This window comes from Sphingomonas sp. MA1305 (assembly GCF_016107325.1).
Taxonomy (GTDB): domain Bacteria; phylum Pseudomonadota; class Alphaproteobacteria; order Sphingomonadales; family Sphingomonadaceae; genus Sphingomonas.
The window spans coordinates 938,570-954,849 of record NZ_RCVT01000002.1; the positions used below are offsets into that span (position 1 = coordinate 938,570).

20 protein-coding genes are annotated in these 16,280 nt (G+C 69.0%); 11 read left to right on the top strand and 9 right to left on the bottom strand.

Annotated elements, in window-relative coordinates:
- Window positions 1-3: 3 nt before the first annotated feature.
- The 5 genes from D9601_RS12485 to D9601_RS12505 all read right to left on the bottom strand — a co-directional run bounded on the left by D9601_RS12485 (window position 4) and on the right by D9601_RS12505 (window position 3,578).
- Complete coding sequence (locus D9601_RS12485; protein ID WP_198354308.1) at window positions 4-882, bottom strand: alpha/beta fold hydrolase; 879 nt, start codon at window positions 880-882, stop codon at window positions 4-6.
- Window positions 883-1,182: 300 nt separating this feature from the next.
- Window positions 1,183-2,097, bottom strand: a complete 915-nt coding sequence (locus tag D9601_RS12490) for a pirin family protein (protein ID WP_198354309.1) — start codon at window positions 2,095-2,097, stop codon at window positions 1,183-1,185.
- Window positions 2,090-2,581, bottom strand: coding sequence for an NUDIX hydrolase (locus D9601_RS12495; protein WP_198354310.1), 492 nt, complete (start codon window positions 2,579-2,581; stop codon window positions 2,090-2,092). Before D9601_RS12495 ends, D9601_RS12490 begins: the two co-directional genes overlap by 8 nt.
- Window positions 2,571-3,278, bottom strand: coding sequence for a glutathione S-transferase (locus D9601_RS12500; protein ID WP_198354311.1), 708 nt, complete (start codon window positions 3,276-3,278; stop codon window positions 2,571-2,573). Before D9601_RS12500 ends, D9601_RS12495 begins: the two co-directional genes overlap by 11 nt.
- Window positions 3,279-3,578: a BolA family protein gene (locus D9601_RS12505; RefSeq protein WP_198354312.1), complete on the bottom strand. Its 300-nt coding sequence runs from the start codon at window positions 3,576-3,578 to the stop codon at window positions 3,279-3,281.
- 94 nt (window positions 3,579-3,672) lie between these two features.
- Here D9601_RS12505 and D9601_RS12510 point away from each other — a divergent pair, with 94 nt between their 5' ends.
- The gene (locus D9601_RS12510) at window positions 3,673-4,227 is read left to right on the top strand and encodes a J domain-containing protein (RefSeq protein WP_198354495.1); all 555 of its coding nucleotides are present in this window, start codon (window positions 3,673-3,675) and stop codon (window positions 4,225-4,227) included.
- A gap of 15 nt (window positions 4,228-4,242) precedes the next feature.
- Here D9601_RS12510 and D9601_RS12515 read toward each other — a convergent pair whose 3' ends face one another.
- The 3 genes from D9601_RS12515 to D9601_RS12525 are packed head-to-tail and all read right to left on the bottom strand — an operon-like array spanning window position 4,243 to window position 5,397.
- Window positions 4,243-4,716 carry an SRPBCC family protein gene (locus tag D9601_RS12515; protein WP_198354313.1) on the bottom strand — a complete coding sequence of 158 codons (474 nt, stop codon included), beginning with the start codon at window positions 4,714-4,716 and terminating at the stop codon, window positions 4,243-4,245.
- Window positions 4,717-4,774: 58 nt separating this feature from the next.
- Window positions 4,775-4,924: a VOC family protein gene (locus D9601_RS12520; RefSeq protein ID WP_198354314.1), complete on the bottom strand. Its 150-nt coding sequence runs from the start codon at window positions 4,922-4,924 to the stop codon at window positions 4,775-4,777.
- 35 nt (window positions 4,925-4,959) lie between these two features.
- Window positions 4,960-5,397, bottom strand: coding sequence for a VOC family protein (locus D9601_RS12525; RefSeq protein ID WP_232474183.1), 438 nt, complete (start codon window positions 5,395-5,397; stop codon window positions 4,960-4,962).
- A 76-nt stretch (window positions 5,398-5,473) separates the two neighbouring features.
- On the opposite strand from D9601_RS12525, the gene D9601_RS12530 reads away from it, so the two are divergent.
- The 6 genes from D9601_RS12530 to D9601_RS12555 all read left to right on the top strand — a co-directional run bounded on the left by D9601_RS12530 (window position 5,474) and on the right by D9601_RS12555 (window position 10,210).
- Window positions 5,474-6,208, top strand: a complete 735-nt coding sequence (locus D9601_RS12530) for a winged helix-turn-helix transcriptional regulator (RefSeq protein WP_198354316.1) — start codon at window positions 5,474-5,476, stop codon at window positions 6,206-6,208.
- A gap of 82 nt (window positions 6,209-6,290) precedes the next feature.
- Window positions 6,291-7,295, top strand: a complete 1,005-nt coding sequence (gene cobS / locus D9601_RS12535; RefSeq protein WP_198354317.1) for a cobaltochelatase subunit CobS — start codon at window positions 6,291-6,293, stop codon at window positions 7,293-7,295.
- A 3-nt stretch (window positions 7,296-7,298) separates the two neighbouring features.
- A complete protein-coding gene (locus tag D9601_RS12540) occupies window positions 7,299-7,601 on the top strand; it encodes a nucleotidyltransferase family protein (RefSeq protein WP_198354318.1) in 303 nt (100 codons plus the stop codon).
- Entirely contained in the window at window positions 7,591-7,932 is a 342-nt protein-coding gene (locus tag D9601_RS12545) for a HepT-like ribonuclease domain-containing protein (protein ID WP_198354319.1), read from the top strand. The genes D9601_RS12540 and D9601_RS12545 overlap by 11 nt, the downstream gene beginning before the upstream one ends.
- Window positions 7,932-9,758, top strand: a complete 1,827-nt coding sequence (cobT, locus tag D9601_RS12550; RefSeq protein WP_198354320.1) for a cobaltochelatase subunit CobT — start codon at window positions 7,932-7,934, stop codon at window positions 9,756-9,758. The genes D9601_RS12545 and cobT overlap by 1 nt, the downstream gene beginning before the upstream one ends.
- 14 nt (window positions 9,759-9,772) lie before the next feature.
- Window positions 9,773-10,210 carry a c-type cytochrome gene (locus D9601_RS12555; protein WP_198354321.1) on the top strand — a complete coding sequence of 146 codons (438 nt, stop codon included), beginning with the start codon at window positions 9,773-9,775 and terminating at the stop codon, window positions 10,208-10,210.
- On the opposite strand, the gene D9601_RS12560 is transcribed toward D9601_RS12555, so the two are convergent.
- Complete coding sequence (locus D9601_RS12560; RefSeq protein ID WP_332837988.1) at window positions 10,211-11,299, bottom strand: AI-2E family transporter; 1,089 nt, start codon at window positions 11,297-11,299, stop codon at window positions 10,211-10,213.
- A 158-nt stretch (window positions 11,300-11,457) separates the two neighbouring features.
- Between D9601_RS12560 and D9601_RS12565 the strand changes: the two genes are divergently transcribed.
- The 4 genes from D9601_RS12565 to D9601_RS12580 all read left to right on the top strand — a co-directional run bounded on the left by D9601_RS12565 (window position 11,458) and on the right by D9601_RS12580 (window position 16,168).
- Entirely contained in the window at window positions 11,458-11,724 is a 267-nt protein-coding gene (locus D9601_RS12565) for a ribbon-helix-helix domain-containing protein (protein WP_198354323.1), read from the top strand.
- A 61-nt stretch (window positions 11,725-11,785) separates the two neighbouring features.
- Entirely contained in the window at window positions 11,786-14,224 is a 2,439-nt protein-coding gene (locus D9601_RS12570; RefSeq protein ID WP_198354324.1) for a TonB-dependent receptor, read from the top strand.
- Between the two features lie 65 nt (window positions 14,225-14,289).
- Window positions 14,290-14,973: a Fe2+-dependent dioxygenase gene (locus D9601_RS12575; RefSeq protein ID WP_198354325.1), complete on the top strand. Its 684-nt coding sequence runs from the start codon at window positions 14,290-14,292 to the stop codon at window positions 14,971-14,973.
- Window positions 14,974-15,028: 55 nt separating this feature from the next.
- Window positions 15,029-16,168, top strand: a complete 1,140-nt coding sequence (locus D9601_RS12580; protein ID WP_232474186.1) for a PepSY-associated TM helix domain-containing protein — start codon at window positions 15,029-15,031, stop codon at window positions 16,166-16,168.
- Window positions 16,169-16,280 lie beyond the last annotated feature (112 nt).

A 16,280-nucleotide genomic window follows, 5' to 3' on the forward strand; every position in this document is an offset into this window, starting at 1 on the left:
GTCTCAGATTCCCCAGCGGCGCATCGCGGCGAAGACCGCCTCGGGCTTTTCCCAGGTGACGAAATGCCCGGCGTCGATCTTCTCGACGGTCAGTTGCGGCACGAACGGCGGCAGGTCGTCGACCAGCAGCGGCAACAGCGCCGTGTCGCGCGTGCCCCAGATCACCAGCGTGTCCTGCGTCACCGGCGGGAAGGGCCGGTCGAGGAACGCGGGGCGGGGCGCATCCTCGCCCGGCGCCGGCACGATCACGCCCGAGGCGCGATACCAGTTGAGCATCGCGGTCATCGCCCCCGGTTGCGACCATTCGTCGAGATAGGCCGCCTTGTCCTCACCGGCGACGGCGTGCGCGACATGGTGGACGAAGGTCGATCCGAAGAACCGCTCCAGCCCGGCGCCCACCAGTCCCTGGTCCAGCCCCGTGTCGCGGAAGCGGGTGATGTACTGGCTCGCCTGACGCTGAGCGGGGTCGTCGAACAGCGCGCGCTGGAAGAGATAGGGATGCGGCGCGTTGACGATGACCAACCGCGCGACGCGGTCGGGCCGGGTCAGCGCCGCCATCCATGCGACCGCGCCACCCCAGTCGTGGCCGACGAGCGTGAAGCGGCCGATGCCGAGCGCGTCCGCCAGCGCCATCAGATCGGCGACGATCTGGTCGGCGGCATAGGCCTCGACCCCGTCGGGCTTGGACGATCGGGCATAGCCGCGCTGGTCGGGCGCGACGACATAATGGTCGCGCGCCAGATCGGGCACGATGCCGCGCCAGGTGCGGTGCGATTCGGGAAAGCCGTGGAGCAGGATGACCGGCGGGGCGGCGGGGTCGCCGGCGATCTGGACGTCGAGTTCGATGCCGGTCGACAGGGTGAGGCGGCGTAACGTCATCATTTCCCCTCCCGCTTGCGGAGGGGTCAGGGAGGGCGTTTGCCCCGGCCGCAGCATGGGGATCATGCCCTGCCCCAGCCCCTCCCGCAAGCGGGTGGAGAAGCCGGGTAAGCTTACTCTCCGTCATCCCCGCGCAGGCGGAGATCCAGACGCACACCGTCCCGCAAGAGCCCGAGAGTCAGCGTCTCTGGATCCCCGCCTGCGCGGGGATGACGGCAGGTGGCTGCGGGTAAGTGTACCGTCGATGCCGGGCGAGGCGCCGCATGTCCGAATCCCCGCCTGGGCGGGGTTCGGGGGCGCGGGTTACGGATAGCTCACCGTCTTCGGCACCTCGGGGATCGGAATCCATTCCTTCTCGTCGCCCGGCACGCGCGGAAACTCGCCGGCCTTCCACGCGCGCTTGGCCTCGTTGATCCGGTCGCGGCTCGACGAGACGAAGTTCCACCAGACGTGGCGCGGGGTGGCGAAGGCGTCGCCGCCGCACAGCATGACGCGCCCGCCGCCGTTCGAACGCAGCGTCGCGGCGATGCCGGGCTTCAAAATGTAGAGCCGCTGCGGTTCGAGCGTCACCCCCTCCAGGCTCGCCTCTCCCATCGCCAGATAGACCGCGCGTTCCTCCGCCGCGGCGTCGACCGGCACGCTGGCGCCGGCGTCGAGCACTATGTCGGCGTAGATCGTGCCGGCATAGGTGGTGGTCGGCGCCGCGGCGCCCCACAGCTCGCCCATGATGACGCGGGCACGGGCGCCATGCGCCTCGACCGTCGGCAGCTGCGCCTTGCCGACATGTTCGAACGCCGGGTCCATCTCCTCTTGGGCTTCGGGCAGCGCCAGCCACGTCTGGATACCCGACAGGGCGGGGCCGTGCGCGCGCTCGTCGCCGGGCGAGCGTTCCGAATGGACGATGCCGTGGCCGGCGGTCATCAGATTGACCGCGCCGGGATCGATCCGCGCGCAGGTGCCGAGCGAATCGCGATGGTCGATCGCGCCCTCGAACAGATAGGTGACGGTGGCGAGGTTGATGTGCGGATGCGGCCGCACGTCGATGCCGCCGCCGGTCGGCAGATGCGCCGGCCCCATCTGGTCGAAGAACAGGAACGGGCCGACCATCGTCCGTTCCTTGCTGGGCAGGGTGCGGTGCACCTTGAAGCCGCCGAGGTCGTGGGTGACGGGCGTGATCACCCGCTCGACGAGATCGTCGAGGATGCTGGACTCATGCATGGGCAGGCTCCGTGGCGACGAGGAGCTCGGCGAGGTCCTCGGGGAAGATGGCTTCGGGCCAGTCGGCCAGTTCCGCGGGCGCGAACCAGCGCCAGCCGGCGAGCACGCGTTGCTCCAATGGGGTGAGCGCGCCCGCCTTGACCTCGCAGGCATCGACGCACACGCGGAAATAGCGTTCGTCGGCGGTAACCTCCACCCCTTCGAAGGTCAGGAAGTCGACGACGCGGCGCGCGACCTCCGGCCCGCAATCGAGATCGAGGCCGACCTCTTCCCACAATTCGCGGCGCGCGGCTTGCGAATAGCTTTCGCCGGGATCGACCGCGCCGCCCGGCGTGCACCACAGCGGCGGCCGGTCGCCGGGGGTGAAGCGCATCAGCAGCACGCGGCCCGCGGCGTCGGTCAACAGGATGCGCGCGGCCGGGCGCGGTACGCGCGGCGGCGTTGCGGGGGCAGGGTCGGGGGCGGGGGCGGCGTCAGGCGGCATCGAGTTCGGGATAGTGGCGGAAGATGCCGTCGGTGTTGAACGCGATCCGCCGTTCGCTGGCGAGATAGCCGGCGATCCGCGGCAGCGCGGCGACCGCGTCGCGCAGTCCGATCAGGCCGGGATATTCGTCGGCCAGCGTGTGCATGCGCTGCGGGAACATGTAGCGCAGCCCCTCGATCAGCTGGAACAGCGAAGTGTCGGCATAGGTCCATCGATCGCCCAGCACGAACGGACCGCCCGCCTGGCGTGCCGCATCCTCGAAATGGTCGAGGAACTTGGGCATACGTTCGTCGCGGAACTGGCCGGCGGCGCGGGCGGCCTCCGGCTTCTGGTCCTCGTAATAGTCGCCGGTGCCGATCGGATGGTGGACGTTGTGCACCTCCGCGACGCAATCGGCGACCGTCAGCTGCAGCTGGTGCAGCCAGAGCCGGTCGGACGCGGGGGCGAGGTCGTGGCGTTCGCCGAGGAACAGCAGGATATTGGCGACCTGCGCGATGACCGCATCGCCGGTGTCGAGATAGGGCGGGGCGAACGGGCCGCGGCCGCTGCCGGCCCGCGCCTCCAGATCGTGCATCAGCGCCTCCGCACCGCGCAACCGGGCGCAGTCGCGATAGTCGATGCCGGCGCCTTCGAGCGCGAGGCGGACGAACTCGCCCCGGCCCTGGATGTCGGGCCAATACCAGAGGTGGTAGGTCATTCAGGCGTCCCCGGGTGCGCGCGCCCGGATGGCGAGCGCATGGATCCGCGTCGACAACAGATCGGCGAGCGCCTGGTTCACCAGCCGTTGCCGCGCGACCCGCGACAGGCCGGCGAAGCGTTCGCTTTCGACGACCACGGTGAAGTGCGTTTCGCCGGTGCCGTCGTCGCCCATGTGGCCGGCGTGATGGTGGCTGTCGTTGACGACCTGCAACGCCGTCGGGGCGAGCGCCTCCGTCAGGCGGGCCGTGATGACATCGACTAGGGGAAGGGGATGCGGAGCGGTGGCGAGGTCGTTCATCGCCCCTATATACCCCGTTTGCGCTGAAGAGGGAGCATCCGTGGCGCGCGGAAGTGACAGCAAGGACCGGCCGCACACGCGGTTTCACGGCCGGATGGAATCGAACGGACGCCTGTGCGCGGAACTCGGCTGCGACCAGCCGGGCGAATTCCGCGCGCCGCCGGCGGCGGGATCGGGCGACGGCGAGGGGCCGGGGGCCTATCGTTGGATGTGCCTCGAGCACGTTCGCGCGTTCAACAACCGCTACAATTATTTCGACGGCATGACCGCCGACGAGATCCATCATGCGCAGCGGCCGCTCGCCGGCTGGGAACGCGAGACCCGGGCCTTCGCGCGCGCCGGCAGCGGCGACCAGGGGCCGCGCTGGGCGGACTTCAACGACCCGCTCGACGCGATCGCCGCGCGCTTCCGGCGCGAGCCGGCACCCGAGCGCAACGACGGCAAGCCGCTGAGCGGGCAGGACCGTGCCAGCCTGAAGGTGCTCGGCCTCGCGGCGGATGCGGATCGCGGCGCACTGCGCAAGCGCTACTCGGAACTGGTGCGGCGCTACCACCCGGACCGCAACGGCGGCGACCGCAGCCACGAGGCGATGCTGCAGAAGGTAATCGCGGCCTATCAGCAGCTTCGCCAGGCACCGGCATTCGCCTAACCAGTCGCCGCCCGGTCAAGCGGGCGGGGGGCGCAGGGCAAGATCGAGAGCAATCGCCTCCAGCTGATCCGCGGACGCATTCCAGCCGGCTTCGAACCCCATCGCGGCGTGGCTGTCGCGCGCGGCGGCCGTCCAGTGCCGAGCGGTGGCGGTGTAGCGCGTCCCACCGCCTTCCTCGGCGAAATCGTCGATGCGGACCATGAACGGACCCGACGGCATCCAGCCGGCGGTAAAGGCGTCGGTGGAGACGATCCGTCGTTCCGGCTCGACCTCCAGATAAAGGCCCTCCAGCCGGTTCTCCTCGCCGGCGGGGCCGTGCATCACGATCACCGAGCGGCCGCCCGCGTGCAGCTCCTGCACCACGAATTCGGCGCGCCACGGCTTGGGACAGAACCATGACCCGGTGTCCGCAATCCAGGCCCGCCACACCGCGGCGACGGGGGCATCGATCAGCCGCGTGATCGACAGTTCGAAGGGGCCGTCGCTCATCATTCCTCTCCCCGCAGCGCGGCCTCGATCCGCGCGATGTCGATCTTGCGCCTGATCATCAGCGCGGCAAAGGCGGCTCGCCCGCTGCGTCGCCCGCCGACAGCACCTGCATCAGCACGCGCGGCATGATCTGCCACGCATAGCCCCAGCGATCGGTGCACCAGCCGCACGTCAATTCCGCGCCGCCATCGCGGTTCGGGTGCACCATCGTCCTTCTCCCGGCTGACCGGAGTCCGCGCGGGTTCAGTGATCGCCGCCGCCCTGGTGCGCTCCGCCGTCCGCCATCGCCTGGGCATGCGCACCGACGTCCATCCAGAAGGGGCCCCAGCCGTGGCCGTCGAGATCCTCGAACGCGCGGCTGTACATGAAGCCGTGATCCTCCGGCTCGTGCAGCTCGCGGCCGCCCGAGGCGAGCGCGGCCTCGACGATGCCGTCGACCTCTGCGCGGTCGTCGAAACCCAGCGCGAAGATCGCGGTCGTCTCGCTGAAGGCATCGGCGATCTTCTTCTGCGTGAAGGTGCCGAACAGAGCCTTGTCGAGCAGCATCACCGCGATCGTGTCGGTCCATTGCATCGACGCGCCCTGCGCATTGGAGAACTGCTCGTTCTTGGTGAAGCCGAGGGATTCGTAGAAGGCGGTGGCGCGGGTCACGTCGGCGACGGGCAGATTGACGAAGATCATCTTGGCCACGGGCATCTCTCCTTGTTTTCGATTCGCTACTGGCGGAGCATGCGCGCGGTAGTTATCTAAAGCAACGATGAAGTCAGAAAAAGTAACAAGTGGCGACGAGCGCCGGCGGTGGTACGACGATGCCTGCGGTACCGCGCTGGCGCTGGAGCTGCTTGGCGAGCGCTGGTCGCTGCTGGTGCTGCGCGAACTGATGTTCGGGCCGCGGCGCTTCGGCGAGTTGCGCGCGGAGCTGACCGGGATCAGCGCCAATGTGCTGACGCAGCGGCTCGCCGGGCTGGAAGCGGCGGGGCTGGTGGTGCGCCGCAAGCTGCCGCCGCCCGCCTCGGTGCAGGTCTATGAATTGACCGAATGGGGCTATGAGACCGAGGCGGTGATGCAGGCGATGGGACGGTGGGCGACGCGCTCGCCGCTCCATGATCCGACGCTGCCGTTCTCGCCCGCGTCGGCGATGCTGTCGCTGCGCACCATGATCGACCGGGTCGAGGCGGCGGACATGGCGATGACGCTCGGCTTCCGACTTGGCGAAGACCGGTTCCGTGCGACGTTGGCGGAGGGGGCGTTGACGATCGCGCGGGCCGATCCCGTCGATGTCGACGTGCTGATCGACACCGATCCGACGACCCTGGCGATCTGGATCTACGCCAAGCGGCCGATGGCGGCGGCGGAGGCGGAGGGGACGTTGCGCGTCACCGGCAACCGCGCCGCCGCCCTCCGCTTCGCGGCGCTGTTCGCGCTGCCACGCAAAGTGGGCGAGGCGTCGGTCGCCGATGCGGCGCTTCCCGGGTTGACGGAGCGGCGATAGCTTTCCACTGGAAGAGCGTGCGCCTTTCCCCGCGCATCGTGCGTTGGGGATGGCCCTGCCCGGACGGTGTGCCCGAAAGACGATGACCGATATCCCCAATACCCAGCCCGACAGCCGCGACACCACCATCCTCGACGCGCCCGACAGGATGGTGTCGGTGCGCGACGTGTTCGGCATCGACAACGACATGCAGGTCCCTGCCTTCTCCGAGGCGGACGAGCGGGTGCCGGACCTCGACCCCGCCTATGTCTTCGATCCCGACACGACGATGGCGGTGCTGGCGGGCTTCGCCCACAACCGGCGCGTGATGGTGCAGGGCTATCACGGCACCGGCAAGTCGAGCCATATCGAACAGGTGGCGGCGCGGCTGAACTGGCCGTGCATCCGCATCAACCTGGACGCGCATATCAGCCGCATCGACCTGATCGGCCGCGACGCGATCGTGCTGAAGGACGGTCAGCAGATCACCGAATTCCGCGAAGGGCTGCTGCCCTGGGCGCTGCAGACGCCGACCGCTTTGGTGTTCGACGAATATGACGCCGGGCGTCCCGACGTGATGTTCGTGATCCAGCGCGTGCTCGAGACCGAGGGCAAGCTGACGTTGCTCGACCAGAATCGCGTCATCCGACCGAACCCCTGGTTCCGCCTGTTCGCGACCGCCAACACGGTCGGCCTAGGCGACACCAGCGGGCTGTATCACGGCACGCAACAGATCAACCAGGGTCAGATGGACCGTTGGAACATCGTCGTCACCCTCAACTATCTGCCCGCCGCGACCGAGGCGCAGATCGTGCTCGCCAAGTCCGGCGAATATGACAAGCCCGACGGCAAGAAGCAGGTCGAGAATATGGTCCGCGTCGCCGACCTGACCCGCAAGGGGTTCGTCAACGGCGATATCTCGACCGTGATGAGCCCGCGCACGGTGATCACCTGGGCGCAGAACACGCTCATTTTCGGCGACGTCGGTTTCGCCTTCCGGTTGAGCTTCCTCAACAAGTGCGACGAGAACGAGCGGCCGCTGGTGGCGGAATATTACCAGCGCGTGTTCGGCAAGGACCTGCCGGAAAGCGTGGTGGGGCGGGCTTGAACCATGACGCGCGCCGAAGCTCTGCAGCGATTGCGCGCCCGCGAGCAGGAGTTGCGCGCGTTGGGGATCGTGCATTTATCGCTGTTTGGCTCTACGGCGCGCGACGAGGCGCGGCAGGATTCAGACGTCGATTTAGTTGCGACCATTGATTACGATGCCGTCCGACGGCTCGGCCCTTTCGGCTTCTTCGGAATCGAAGGGCGGATTGCGGAAATGATTGGCGCACCGGTCGACTTCATGACCGAAGCGAACGACGAGCCGATCCTGCAGGCGCAGATCGAACGGGATCGCGTGCATGTCTTCTGATCGGATCCGGATCAGGTTGCGCCATATTGTGCAAAACGGTGATCGGATCGCGATCTACATCGCGCCCCACGACGCCGCCAGCTTTCGGGCCGATGCGATGACGCGGGACGCCGTTGAACGGTGCCTGGAGAGAATCGCGGAAGCGATCGTGCAGATCGGCGCAGAAGCCGTCGCGGCGCTGAATCTCACGGTGCCGTTCAATGATGTTCGGAGTCTGGGCAACCGGCTGCGTCATGAATACGCACGGCTAGACCCCAACATCATCTTCGATACGGCGCGCAGCGACATTCCGCCGCTGCGCGACGCGGCTCAACGCGCGCTGGAAGCCTGATGGCCAACGAAACCCCCCTCGACCGGTTCAAGGCGGTCCTGACCGGCACCGCGCGCGCGATCGCGGAGGAGCCGGAGGTCGATCTCGCCTTCACCGCCGACGCGCCGGCGCAGTCGGGTAAGCATATCAAAGTGCCCATGCCGGCGCGCGCGTTACCGGCGGAGCAGGTGGCGGAAGCGCGCGGCTTTGCGGACGGTTTCGCGCTGCGGCTGAAGCATCATGACAGCGCCTTGCACCTGAAGGGCGCGCCGGACGAGGCGGTGGCCCGGTCGGTGTTCGATGCGGTCGAGAATGCGCGCGTCGAGGCGCTGGGCAGCCGCGGCTATGCCGGCATCGCCGACAATCTGGGCCATGCGCTCGACGTCCGCCTGCGCAGCGACCCGATCGCCCGTGCGCGGACCCGCGACGAGGTGCCGCTGTCGACCGCGCTTGGCCTGCTGGTGCGCGAGGCGCTGACCGGGCGCGAGACGCCGGAGGCGGCGGCGGGCGGCCTGGCGCTGGTGCGCGAATGGATCGAGGAGCGCACCGATCTCAACGCGCTGGCGCTGGCGCTCGACGATCAGCGCGCCTTCCAGGGCCTGGCGAGGAAGATGCTGGAGGAACTCGAGCTGGTCGAGGGCGAGGTCACCCCGGACGATGCCGACGAGGGCGGCAACGACGACGAGGGCACCGAGGACCAGGCCGACGACCAGGGCGACGAGAATGAGGACGAGCAGTCCGGTCAGGGCGAAGGCGAGGTCGAGGCGCGCGGCGAGCAGCAGGACGCCGACAGCGAGGAGGGCGAGGGCGAGGAATCGGGCGAGGACAGCCCCGCCGAACTCGACGGCCAGCCCGGCGACGACGGCGACGACGGCGCACAGCCGACGCGCCCCAACCGTCCGACCAACGATTTCGCGCCGCAGTTCGACTATAAGCCGTGGACGACGCAGTTCGACGAGGTGGTCGGCGCGACCGACCTGTGCGACGCCGAGGAACTGGCGCGGCTGCGCGGCTATCTCGACCAGCAGCTCGCGCATCTGCAATCGGCGGTGTCGAAGCTGGCCAACCGCCTGCAGCGGCGACTGATGGCGCAGCAGTCGCGGTCGTGGGATTTCGACCAGGACGAGGGGCTGCTCGACGCGGCGCGGCTGGCGCGCGTCGTCGTCAATCCGACCCAGTCGCTGAGCTACAAGATCGAGCGCGACACCGAATTCCGCGACACGGTGGTGACGCTGCTGATCGACAATTCGGGGTCGATGCGCGGGCGGCCGATCGGCATCGCCGCCATCAGTGCCGACATCCTCGCCCGGACGCTGGAGCGCTGCGGCGTGAAGACCGAGATCCTGGGCTTCACCACGCGCGCGTGGAAGGGCGGGCAGGCGCGCGAGACCTGGCTGGCGGCGGGTCGGCCGCCGCAGCCAGGGCGGCTCAACGACTTGCGCCACATCGTCTACAAGCAGGCGGACGAGCCGTGGCGGCGTGCCCGCGCCAACCTCGGCCTGATGATGCGCGAGGGACTGCTCAAGGAGAATATCGACGGCGAGGCTTTGCTCTGGGCGCATGCGCGGCTGATCGCGCGGCCCGAGGAACGGCGCATCCTGATGGTGATCAGCGACGGTGCGCCGGTCGACGATTCGACGCTGTCGGTCAATTCGGGCAGCTATCTGGAACGCCATCTGCGCCAGGTGATCGGCTGGATCGAGAGCCGGTCGCCGGTCGAGCTGATCGCGATCGGCATCGGTCACGACGTCACCCGATACTATAGCCGCGCGGTGACGATCATGGATGCCGAACAGCTCGGCGGCACGATCATCGAGCAACTGGCGGCGCTGTTCGATACGGATTGAGCGCGGCGGGGATCGTGACCTTCAACCGCGCCCCGATCGTCCTGCCGATCCTTATCCTTGCCGCGGCCTGTTCACGCGACGACAAAGAGGCGCGGCGGCGTGCGGCGGGACCGTCGCCGTCGCCGGCAACGCTGGCCGCGGTCGCCAGCGCATCTGCCGGGCAGGCGCTGTTCGGGCGCTGTGCCGCCTGCCATCCGATCCGAGCGGGGGCGCCGGATCGCAACGGGCCGAACCTGCACGGCGTGATGGGGCAGCGCATCGCGCAGAACAGCGCGCGCTTTGCCTATACCGCGGCGTTGCAGCGGGTCGGCGGCCGGTGGACCCCGGCGCGGATGGATGCCTGGCTCGCCGATCCGCAGCGGTTCGCGCCGGGCACGTCGATGGGCTTTTCCGGACTTGCCGATCCGCTCGATCGCGCCGACGTCATCGCCTATCTGAAGGCGCAGCGCTGATCAGCCGGACGGCGCCTCCTCCGTACCCGCCGGTTCGCCCAGCCGCTGCTCCGTCAGCACCGCCCAGCCGGTCAGGAACAGCGCCGCCACCAGCGGGCCGAGGACGATGCCGCTGAGGCCCAGCACGTCGATGCCGCCCAAGGTGGTCACCAGCACCAGCCAGTCGGGCAGACCGGCGTCGCGGCCGACCAGGATCGGGCGCAGGATGTTGTCGGCAAGGCCGATGACGAGCACGCCCGACAGCACCACCACCACCGCCTGCCAGATCGCACCGGTGGCGAGCAGGTAGACGGCGACGGGCGCCCAGATGATCGCCGGGCCGATCGCCGGCAGCAGCGCGGCGATCGCCATCAGCACGCCCCACAGCAGCGCGGCGGGAACGCCGACGATCCAGAAGGTGATCGCGCCGAGCGCGCCCTGGACCAGCGCGACGACGCCCGATCCCTTGATCGTCGCCCGCACCACCGCGACGAACTTGTCGGCCAGCCGTTCGGCGATCGGCCGTTCGAGGGGCAGGGCGCGGACGATCGCCGGGCCGATCCGCGATCCGTCGCGCAGCAGAAAGAAGGTGACGTACAGGCCAACGCCGAAGGCGAGCAGGAAGGCGGCGGCATTGGCGCCGATCGAAAAGGCGCGGCGCGCAAGCTGGCTGGCGCTGCTGCCCACCGCCTGCGACAGGCGCGACTGGGCGCGTTCGAAGCTGCCGAAGCCGGCGCCGTCGAGCCATTGCCGGATACGGTCGGGCAGGGCGTCGTGGACCTGTTCGAAATAGGCGGCGAAATTGATCTGGCCGCCGCGGATCTGCGCATAGACGCCCGCCGCCTGATCGACGACGAGACTGGCGATGATCAGCGCCGGAATGACCACGGCGACGGTGAGGATCAGCAGCGTCACCGCCGCCGCGAGGTTGCGCCGACCCGGCCAGCGCGCGAGCAGTCGCCGGAACAGCGGCTGGAACAGCAGCGCCGCCAGCGCCGCCCAGAGCAGGGCGACGACGAAGCCGGAGACCACGAGGCCCAGCGCGGCGGTGATCAGCACCAGGAACAGGATGAGGCCGCCGTTTTCGACGTGCCGGCGTTCGATCGTCACGTAAGTCCCCCGTTTCGTTGCGAGGGTGTAACGCGACGGCGCGGCGTTGGTGCCGAAACGGGCCGGCGTCGCTCGTGCCATCGCTCGCAGGCGGCCGGCAGTGGCGGCACCCCCGCGGACGCTTTGTCGCGGCGGCGATGCCGGGCTATGGCCGCGTCATGTCTCTCGCACCACCTCCCGGCGGCTTCCACGGCCCGGTCAAGCGATCGATCACCATCGCCGGGCATCAGACGTCGATCAGCCTGGAGCCGATCTTCTGGCAGGCCCTGGAGCGGGCCGCCGCGGCGCGCCGATTGCCGCTGTCGGCGCTGGTCGCGCAGATCGACGTGTTGCGCATCGCCGAGGATATGCCGGCCAATCTGGGCAGCGCGCTGCGCTGCTGGCTGCTCGCGGAAGCCGGTAAAGTTGAGAGTAGGTCGCATTAGCGTTGACTATGCGACAGATTCGCAATAGCAGCCCGCCCCAAGAGAATGATTGGGGGGTTTCATGTCGCGTTCTTCAGCTTCGTTCCTGGCCTTGTCGTGCGTCGGTTTTATCGCCACGGCGCCCGCCGCGGCCGCGCCGGCCGATCGCGTGCATGCCGCCGATGATCAGGACGGGCGCCGCAAGATCCAGCGCGACGACATCGTCGTCACCGACAAGGCGGAGAAGGCGCCCAATACGGTCGAAAGCCCGAAGGCGACGGCCTCGATCCTCGACACGCCGCAGACGATCACGGTGATTTCGGACCAGGTACTGCGCAAGCAGAACCTGCAGACGCTGCGCGACGCGCTGCAGACCATTCCGGGCATCACCTTCGGCGCGGGCGAGGGCGGTGGCGGCTATGGCGACAGCATCAATCTGCGCGGCTATTCGGCCAACACCGACATCACCATCGACGGTATCCGCGATACCGCGCAATACAGCCGCACCGATCCGTTCAACCTGCAGCAGATCGAGGTCTACAACGGCGCCAATTCGGTGTTCAACGGATCGGGCAGCGTCGGCGGCACGATCAACCTCGTCACCAAGGAGCCACGGCCCGAGGATCTGACGATCGCGCAAGGCTCGGTCGGCACCGACAATTACTATCGTGCCGCGGTGGATTCGAACGTGCGGGTCAGCGACACGGTCGCCGCCCGCGTCAACGCGGTCTATCACCACAATGACGTGCCGGGCCGCGACGTCGAGAAGTACGAGCGTTGGGGCGTCGCCCCAGCCGTCACGATCGGCATGGGCGGGCCGACCAGCCTGACCCTCGCCTATGTCCATCAGGAGGATCGCAACACGCCGCTCTACGGCGTGCCCTATTTCAACAACGCGCTGGTCGGCGGCCTCATTACCGGCGCCGACCGCAGCGACTATTACGGCTACAGCAACCTCGACACCCAGCGGGTGACGGTCGACCGCTTGACCGCGACCTTCCGCCACAGCGTCGACGACCATGTCTCCGTCCGCAACCTCGCGCGCTGGCAGCGGGTCGGCCAGTACAGCATCACCAGCGCGCCGCAGGGCACCTTCTGCCTCGCCGGTACCGGCCGCCAGCCGGTCGCGACCAGCGCCAGCGATCCGACCGGCCTGTCGTGCACGACCAATGTCGCCGGTGCGGCCTTCACCATCCCCGCCGGCCAGTGGCTGCCCTCGGGGCCGCGCGGGCTGGTGCGCGACCAGGAGAATCAGCTGCTCGCCGATCAGGTCGACCTGCGGCTGGAGCATGGCGTCCGCGGCGGCGTGCGCAACGTCGCCGACATCGGCGCCATCGCGATGGTCGAGGATTATCGGATCACCACCGGTTCGCTGCTGCGCAATGCCGATGGCTCGGCGCTGGCCGCGCTACCACTGCTTGCGATCAGCCATCCGGACAGCGTGTGGCGCGGGGCGACGCATTACGTCACCACCGCCCAATCCAAATCGACCACGCAGAACGTCGCCGTCTATGCCTTCGACACGTTGGAACTCGGCCGGTTCTTCGAACTCAACGGCGGGCTGCGCTGGGAATATCAAAAGGCCAATTTCCGCGCGCTGCCGATCCCCGATGCCGCGCCAGGCGTGACGCAGCCGCTGGCGGCGCAGCTGACGCCGCAGATCAACCGCGAGCGCCTGTTCTCCTGGCGCGCTGGCGCGGTCTTCCACCCGGTGCGCGACGTCAGCATCTATGCCGGCTATGGCACCGCCAAGACGCCCTCGTCGGCGAGCGTGCGCGCCGGCTGCGTCAGCGTATCAGGCACGGTGGTGACCAATACGTGCAACGTCGCGCCGGAAAACGCGCGCAATTACGAAGCCGGGGTCAAGGCGGGCCTGTTCCATCGCAAGCTGGAATTGACCGCGGCGGTGTTCCGCAACGAACGGACCAATTACCGAATCCCGTCCAACGATCCGGCGCTGCCGACGGTGCAGGTGCTCGACGGGCGCAGCCGCGTCGACGGCATCGCGCTCGGCGCATCGGGCAATATCACGCGCGATTGGACGATCTTCGCCAATTACACCTATCTCGACGGCAAGGTGCTGCAGTCCGTGTCGAACTTCTGCCTGGCGCGGCCCGGTGCGGCGGGCTGCGGCAACAGCGTCGCGGTGCCCGATCCGCAGGCCGGCGCGCCGCTGGTGCAGACGCCCGAACATTCGGGCAGCCTGTTCACCACCTACAAGCTGCCGTTCGGGCTCGAGGTCGGCTATGGACTCACCTATCAGGGCAGCTTCACCACCTATGTGCCCAACCTCGTCAGCGGCACGCCGCTGCGTGCGCCCGACTATCTGATCCACCGCGCCTATCTGGCCTATACTGTCGGCGGCGGGCTGACCGCGCAGCTCAACGTGCAGAATCTGACCGATGAGAAATACCTGACCAACGTCCGCAACAATCTCAATGCAAATGGCGTGGTGACGGGCGGCTGGGCGATGCCGGGCGACCGGCGGCAGGCCGTGCTCAGCCTCTTCTATAGTTTCTGAGGACATGCCACTCCTGCCCGCCCGACCATCCCCGGGCACGGGCGGGCAGGAGACGAGGAGAGCCGATGCTGATCGCGATTGCCGAAGTGCTGGATGCGGCGGCGTTGGCGCGGGTGCGCGGGCTGATCGACGCGGCGGACTGGATCGACGGCAATGCGACGTCGGGGCCGCAGGCGGCGCTCGCCAAGCGCAATCGCCAACTGCCGGAAGACGATGCCGCGGCGCGCGAGGCGGGCGGCCTGGTGCTCGACGCGCTCGGTCGATCGCCGCTGTTCGTGGCGGCGGCGCTGCCGCGGAAGGTCTTTCCGCCTTTGTTCAACCGTTATGCCGGCGGCGAGGATTTCGGGCTGCACGTCGACAATGCGATCCGGATGCGGCGCGGCACCGACTTCCGCCTCCGCGCCGATCTGTCGGCGACGCTGTTCCTCGACGATCCGGCCACCTACGATGGCGGCGAATTGGTGATCGAAGACCAGTTCGGGCCGCAGACGGTGAAGCTGCCGGCCGGCCATATGGTGCTGTATCCGGCATCCAGCCTGCACCGCGTCACGCCGGTGACGCGCGGGGTGCGCACCGCATCCTTCTTCTGGATCGAATCGATGGTGCGCGACGACGGTGCCCGGCGGCTGCTGTTCGAGCTCGACCAGGGGGTGCAGGCGACCGCGGCGGCGCTGAGCCAGGGTGATGCGGCGGTGGTGCGGCTGACCGGCGTCTACCACAATCTGCTGCGCCGCTGGGCGGACAGCTGATGCGATTGACCGGTTATGGCGGCCATGCGACGCGCGGCGGCTCGGCGTGGAGACGATGATGAACAAGCTGGCGTGGCGGCGGACCTGGTTCCAGGTGCACAAATGGATCGGGCTGATCCTGGCGATCCTGATCGTACCGCTGTGCCTGTCGGGCGCGGCGCTGGTGTGGGACGAGCCGCTCGACCGGCTCGCCAATGCGGCGCGCTATGCGGTCAGCGGCGACCGGCTGCTGGCGCCCTCCGCCTATGTCGCGGCGGCGCGTGCCGCGCTCAAGCCCGGCGACCGGATCGCGCAGGTGACCCTGCCCGACGGCCACGGGCCGGTGGTCGTCGCCGCGGCCCCCGCCGCCGCGGGCAAGGCGGGCGGCAAGGGGCGCGGCGGGCCGCCGTCGCGGACCATGGTCTATCTCGACCCGCCAACCGGCAAGGTGCTGGTCGTCGCCGACCGTAACGCCGGCCTCGTCCGCTTCCTGCACGGGCTGCACGGCAGCCTGCAGCTGCCCGGCGTCGGCCGCACCATCGTCGGCTGGATCGGCGTGGCGATGATGATCTCCAGCTTCACCGGCCTGTGGCTGTGGTGGCCGACCGTCGGCGCCTGGCTGCGCGGCCTGCGCTGGCGGCGGCATCGCAACACCGACACCAACCTTCATTATCTCGCCGGCTTCTGGGTGGCGTTGCCGCTGTTCGTGCTGTCGCTGACCGGCGCCTGGATCAGCTTCCCCGCCTTCTTCGGCGCGCTGTCGGGGCAATCGGCGCAACGCGGCCCCGATCCGCGTGCCGCCGCCCGCGCCGCGCCGATCGCCGCGCCCGCGCTGACGCCGGAGGCGGTGATCGCGCGGGCCGGTTCGGTGGCGCGCGGCGAGCTGCGCTCGATCAGCTGGCCGACCGAAACGTCCGCCGACTGGACCGTCGCCTTCGCCGGCGACGGCGCGGCGGGCAGCAGCGTCAAGGTCGCCGACGACAGCGGCGTCGCGGTCGCCGCGCCGGCGCGCGGGCAGGGCGGCATCGCCCGGCTGATGCGCCGCATCCACGACGGCACCGGCATGGGGCCGGTGTGGCAGACGATCATCTTCCTCGGCGGTCTGCTGCCCGCGCTGCTCGCCGTCACGGGCGTGATCATGTGGTGGCGTGCGCGCGGCTGGAAGGCGGAACTGGCCGCGAAGCAGCGGGCGAAGCGAGGCTTGGCGCGGGGTTAACGGCCACGGAGCCCTGAGGGGATCGGGGGGGCATATCCGCTCGCGGAGCGCCTGTGGCGAGGCCCCACCCCCGTCCGCTCCCCTGAAGGGGAGGGTGAAGCGATGGTACGCG

What these genes read in the sequence shown, in the direction of transcription:
- D9601_RS12485 (WP_198354308.1), bottom strand. Translation starts at nt 882, where the DNA reads ATGATGACGTTACGCCGCCTCACCCTGTCGACCGGCATCGAACTCGAC.
- D9601_RS12490 (WP_198354309.1), bottom strand. Translation starts at nt 2,097, where the DNA reads ATGCATGAGTCCAGCATCCTCGACGATCTCGTCGAGCGGGTGATCACG.
- D9601_RS12495 (WP_198354310.1), bottom strand. Translation starts at nt 2,581, where the DNA reads ATGCCGCCTGACGCCGCCCCCGCCCCCGACCCTGCCCCCGCAACGCCG.
- D9601_RS12500 (WP_198354311.1), bottom strand. Translation starts at nt 3,278, where the DNA reads ATGACCTACCACCTCTGGTATTGGCCCGACATCCAGGGCCGGGGCGAG.
- D9601_RS12505 (WP_198354312.1), bottom strand. Translation starts at nt 3,578, where the DNA reads ATGAACGACCTCGCCACCGCTCCGCATCCCCTTCCCCTAGTCGATGTC.
- D9601_RS12510 (WP_198354495.1), top strand. Translation starts at nt 3,673, where the DNA reads ATGGAATCGAACGGACGCCTGTGCGCGGAACTCGGCTGCGACCAGCCG.
- D9601_RS12515 (WP_198354313.1), bottom strand. Translation starts at nt 4,716, where the DNA reads ATGAGCGACGGCCCCTTCGAACTGTCGATCACGCGGCTGATCGATGCC.
- D9601_RS12520 (WP_198354314.1), bottom strand. Translation starts at nt 4,924, where the DNA reads ATGGTGCACCCGAACCGCGATGGCGGCGCGGAATTGACGTGCGGCTGG.
- D9601_RS12525 (WP_232474183.1), bottom strand. Translation starts at nt 5,397, where the DNA reads ATGATCTTCGTCAATCTGCCCGTCGCCGACGTGACCCGCGCCACCGCC.
- D9601_RS12530 (WP_198354316.1), top strand. Translation starts at nt 5,474, where the DNA reads ATGAAGTCAGAAAAAGTAACAAGTGGCGACGAGCGCCGGCGGTGGTAC.
- cobS (WP_198354317.1), top strand. Translation starts at nt 6,291, where the DNA reads ATGACCGATATCCCCAATACCCAGCCCGACAGCCGCGACACCACCATC.
- D9601_RS12540 (WP_198354318.1), top strand. Translation starts at nt 7,299, where the DNA reads ATGACGCGCGCCGAAGCTCTGCAGCGATTGCGCGCCCGCGAGCAGGAG.
- D9601_RS12545 (WP_198354319.1), top strand. Translation starts at nt 7,591, where the DNA reads ATGTCTTCTGATCGGATCCGGATCAGGTTGCGCCATATTGTGCAAAAC.
- cobT (WP_198354320.1), top strand. Translation starts at nt 7,932, where the DNA reads ATGGCCAACGAAACCCCCCTCGACCGGTTCAAGGCGGTCCTGACCGGC.
- D9601_RS12565 (WP_198354323.1), top strand. Translation starts at nt 11,458, where the DNA reads ATGTCTCTCGCACCACCTCCCGGCGGCTTCCACGGCCCGGTCAAGCGA.
- D9601_RS12570 (WP_198354324.1), top strand. Translation starts at nt 11,786, where the DNA reads ATGTCGCGTTCTTCAGCTTCGTTCCTGGCCTTGTCGTGCGTCGGTTTT.
- D9601_RS12575 (WP_198354325.1), top strand. Translation starts at nt 14,290, where the DNA reads ATGCTGATCGCGATTGCCGAAGTGCTGGATGCGGCGGCGTTGGCGCGG.
- D9601_RS12580 (WP_232474186.1), top strand. Translation starts at nt 15,029, where the DNA reads ATGATGAACAAGCTGGCGTGGCGGCGGACCTGGTTCCAGGTGCACAAA.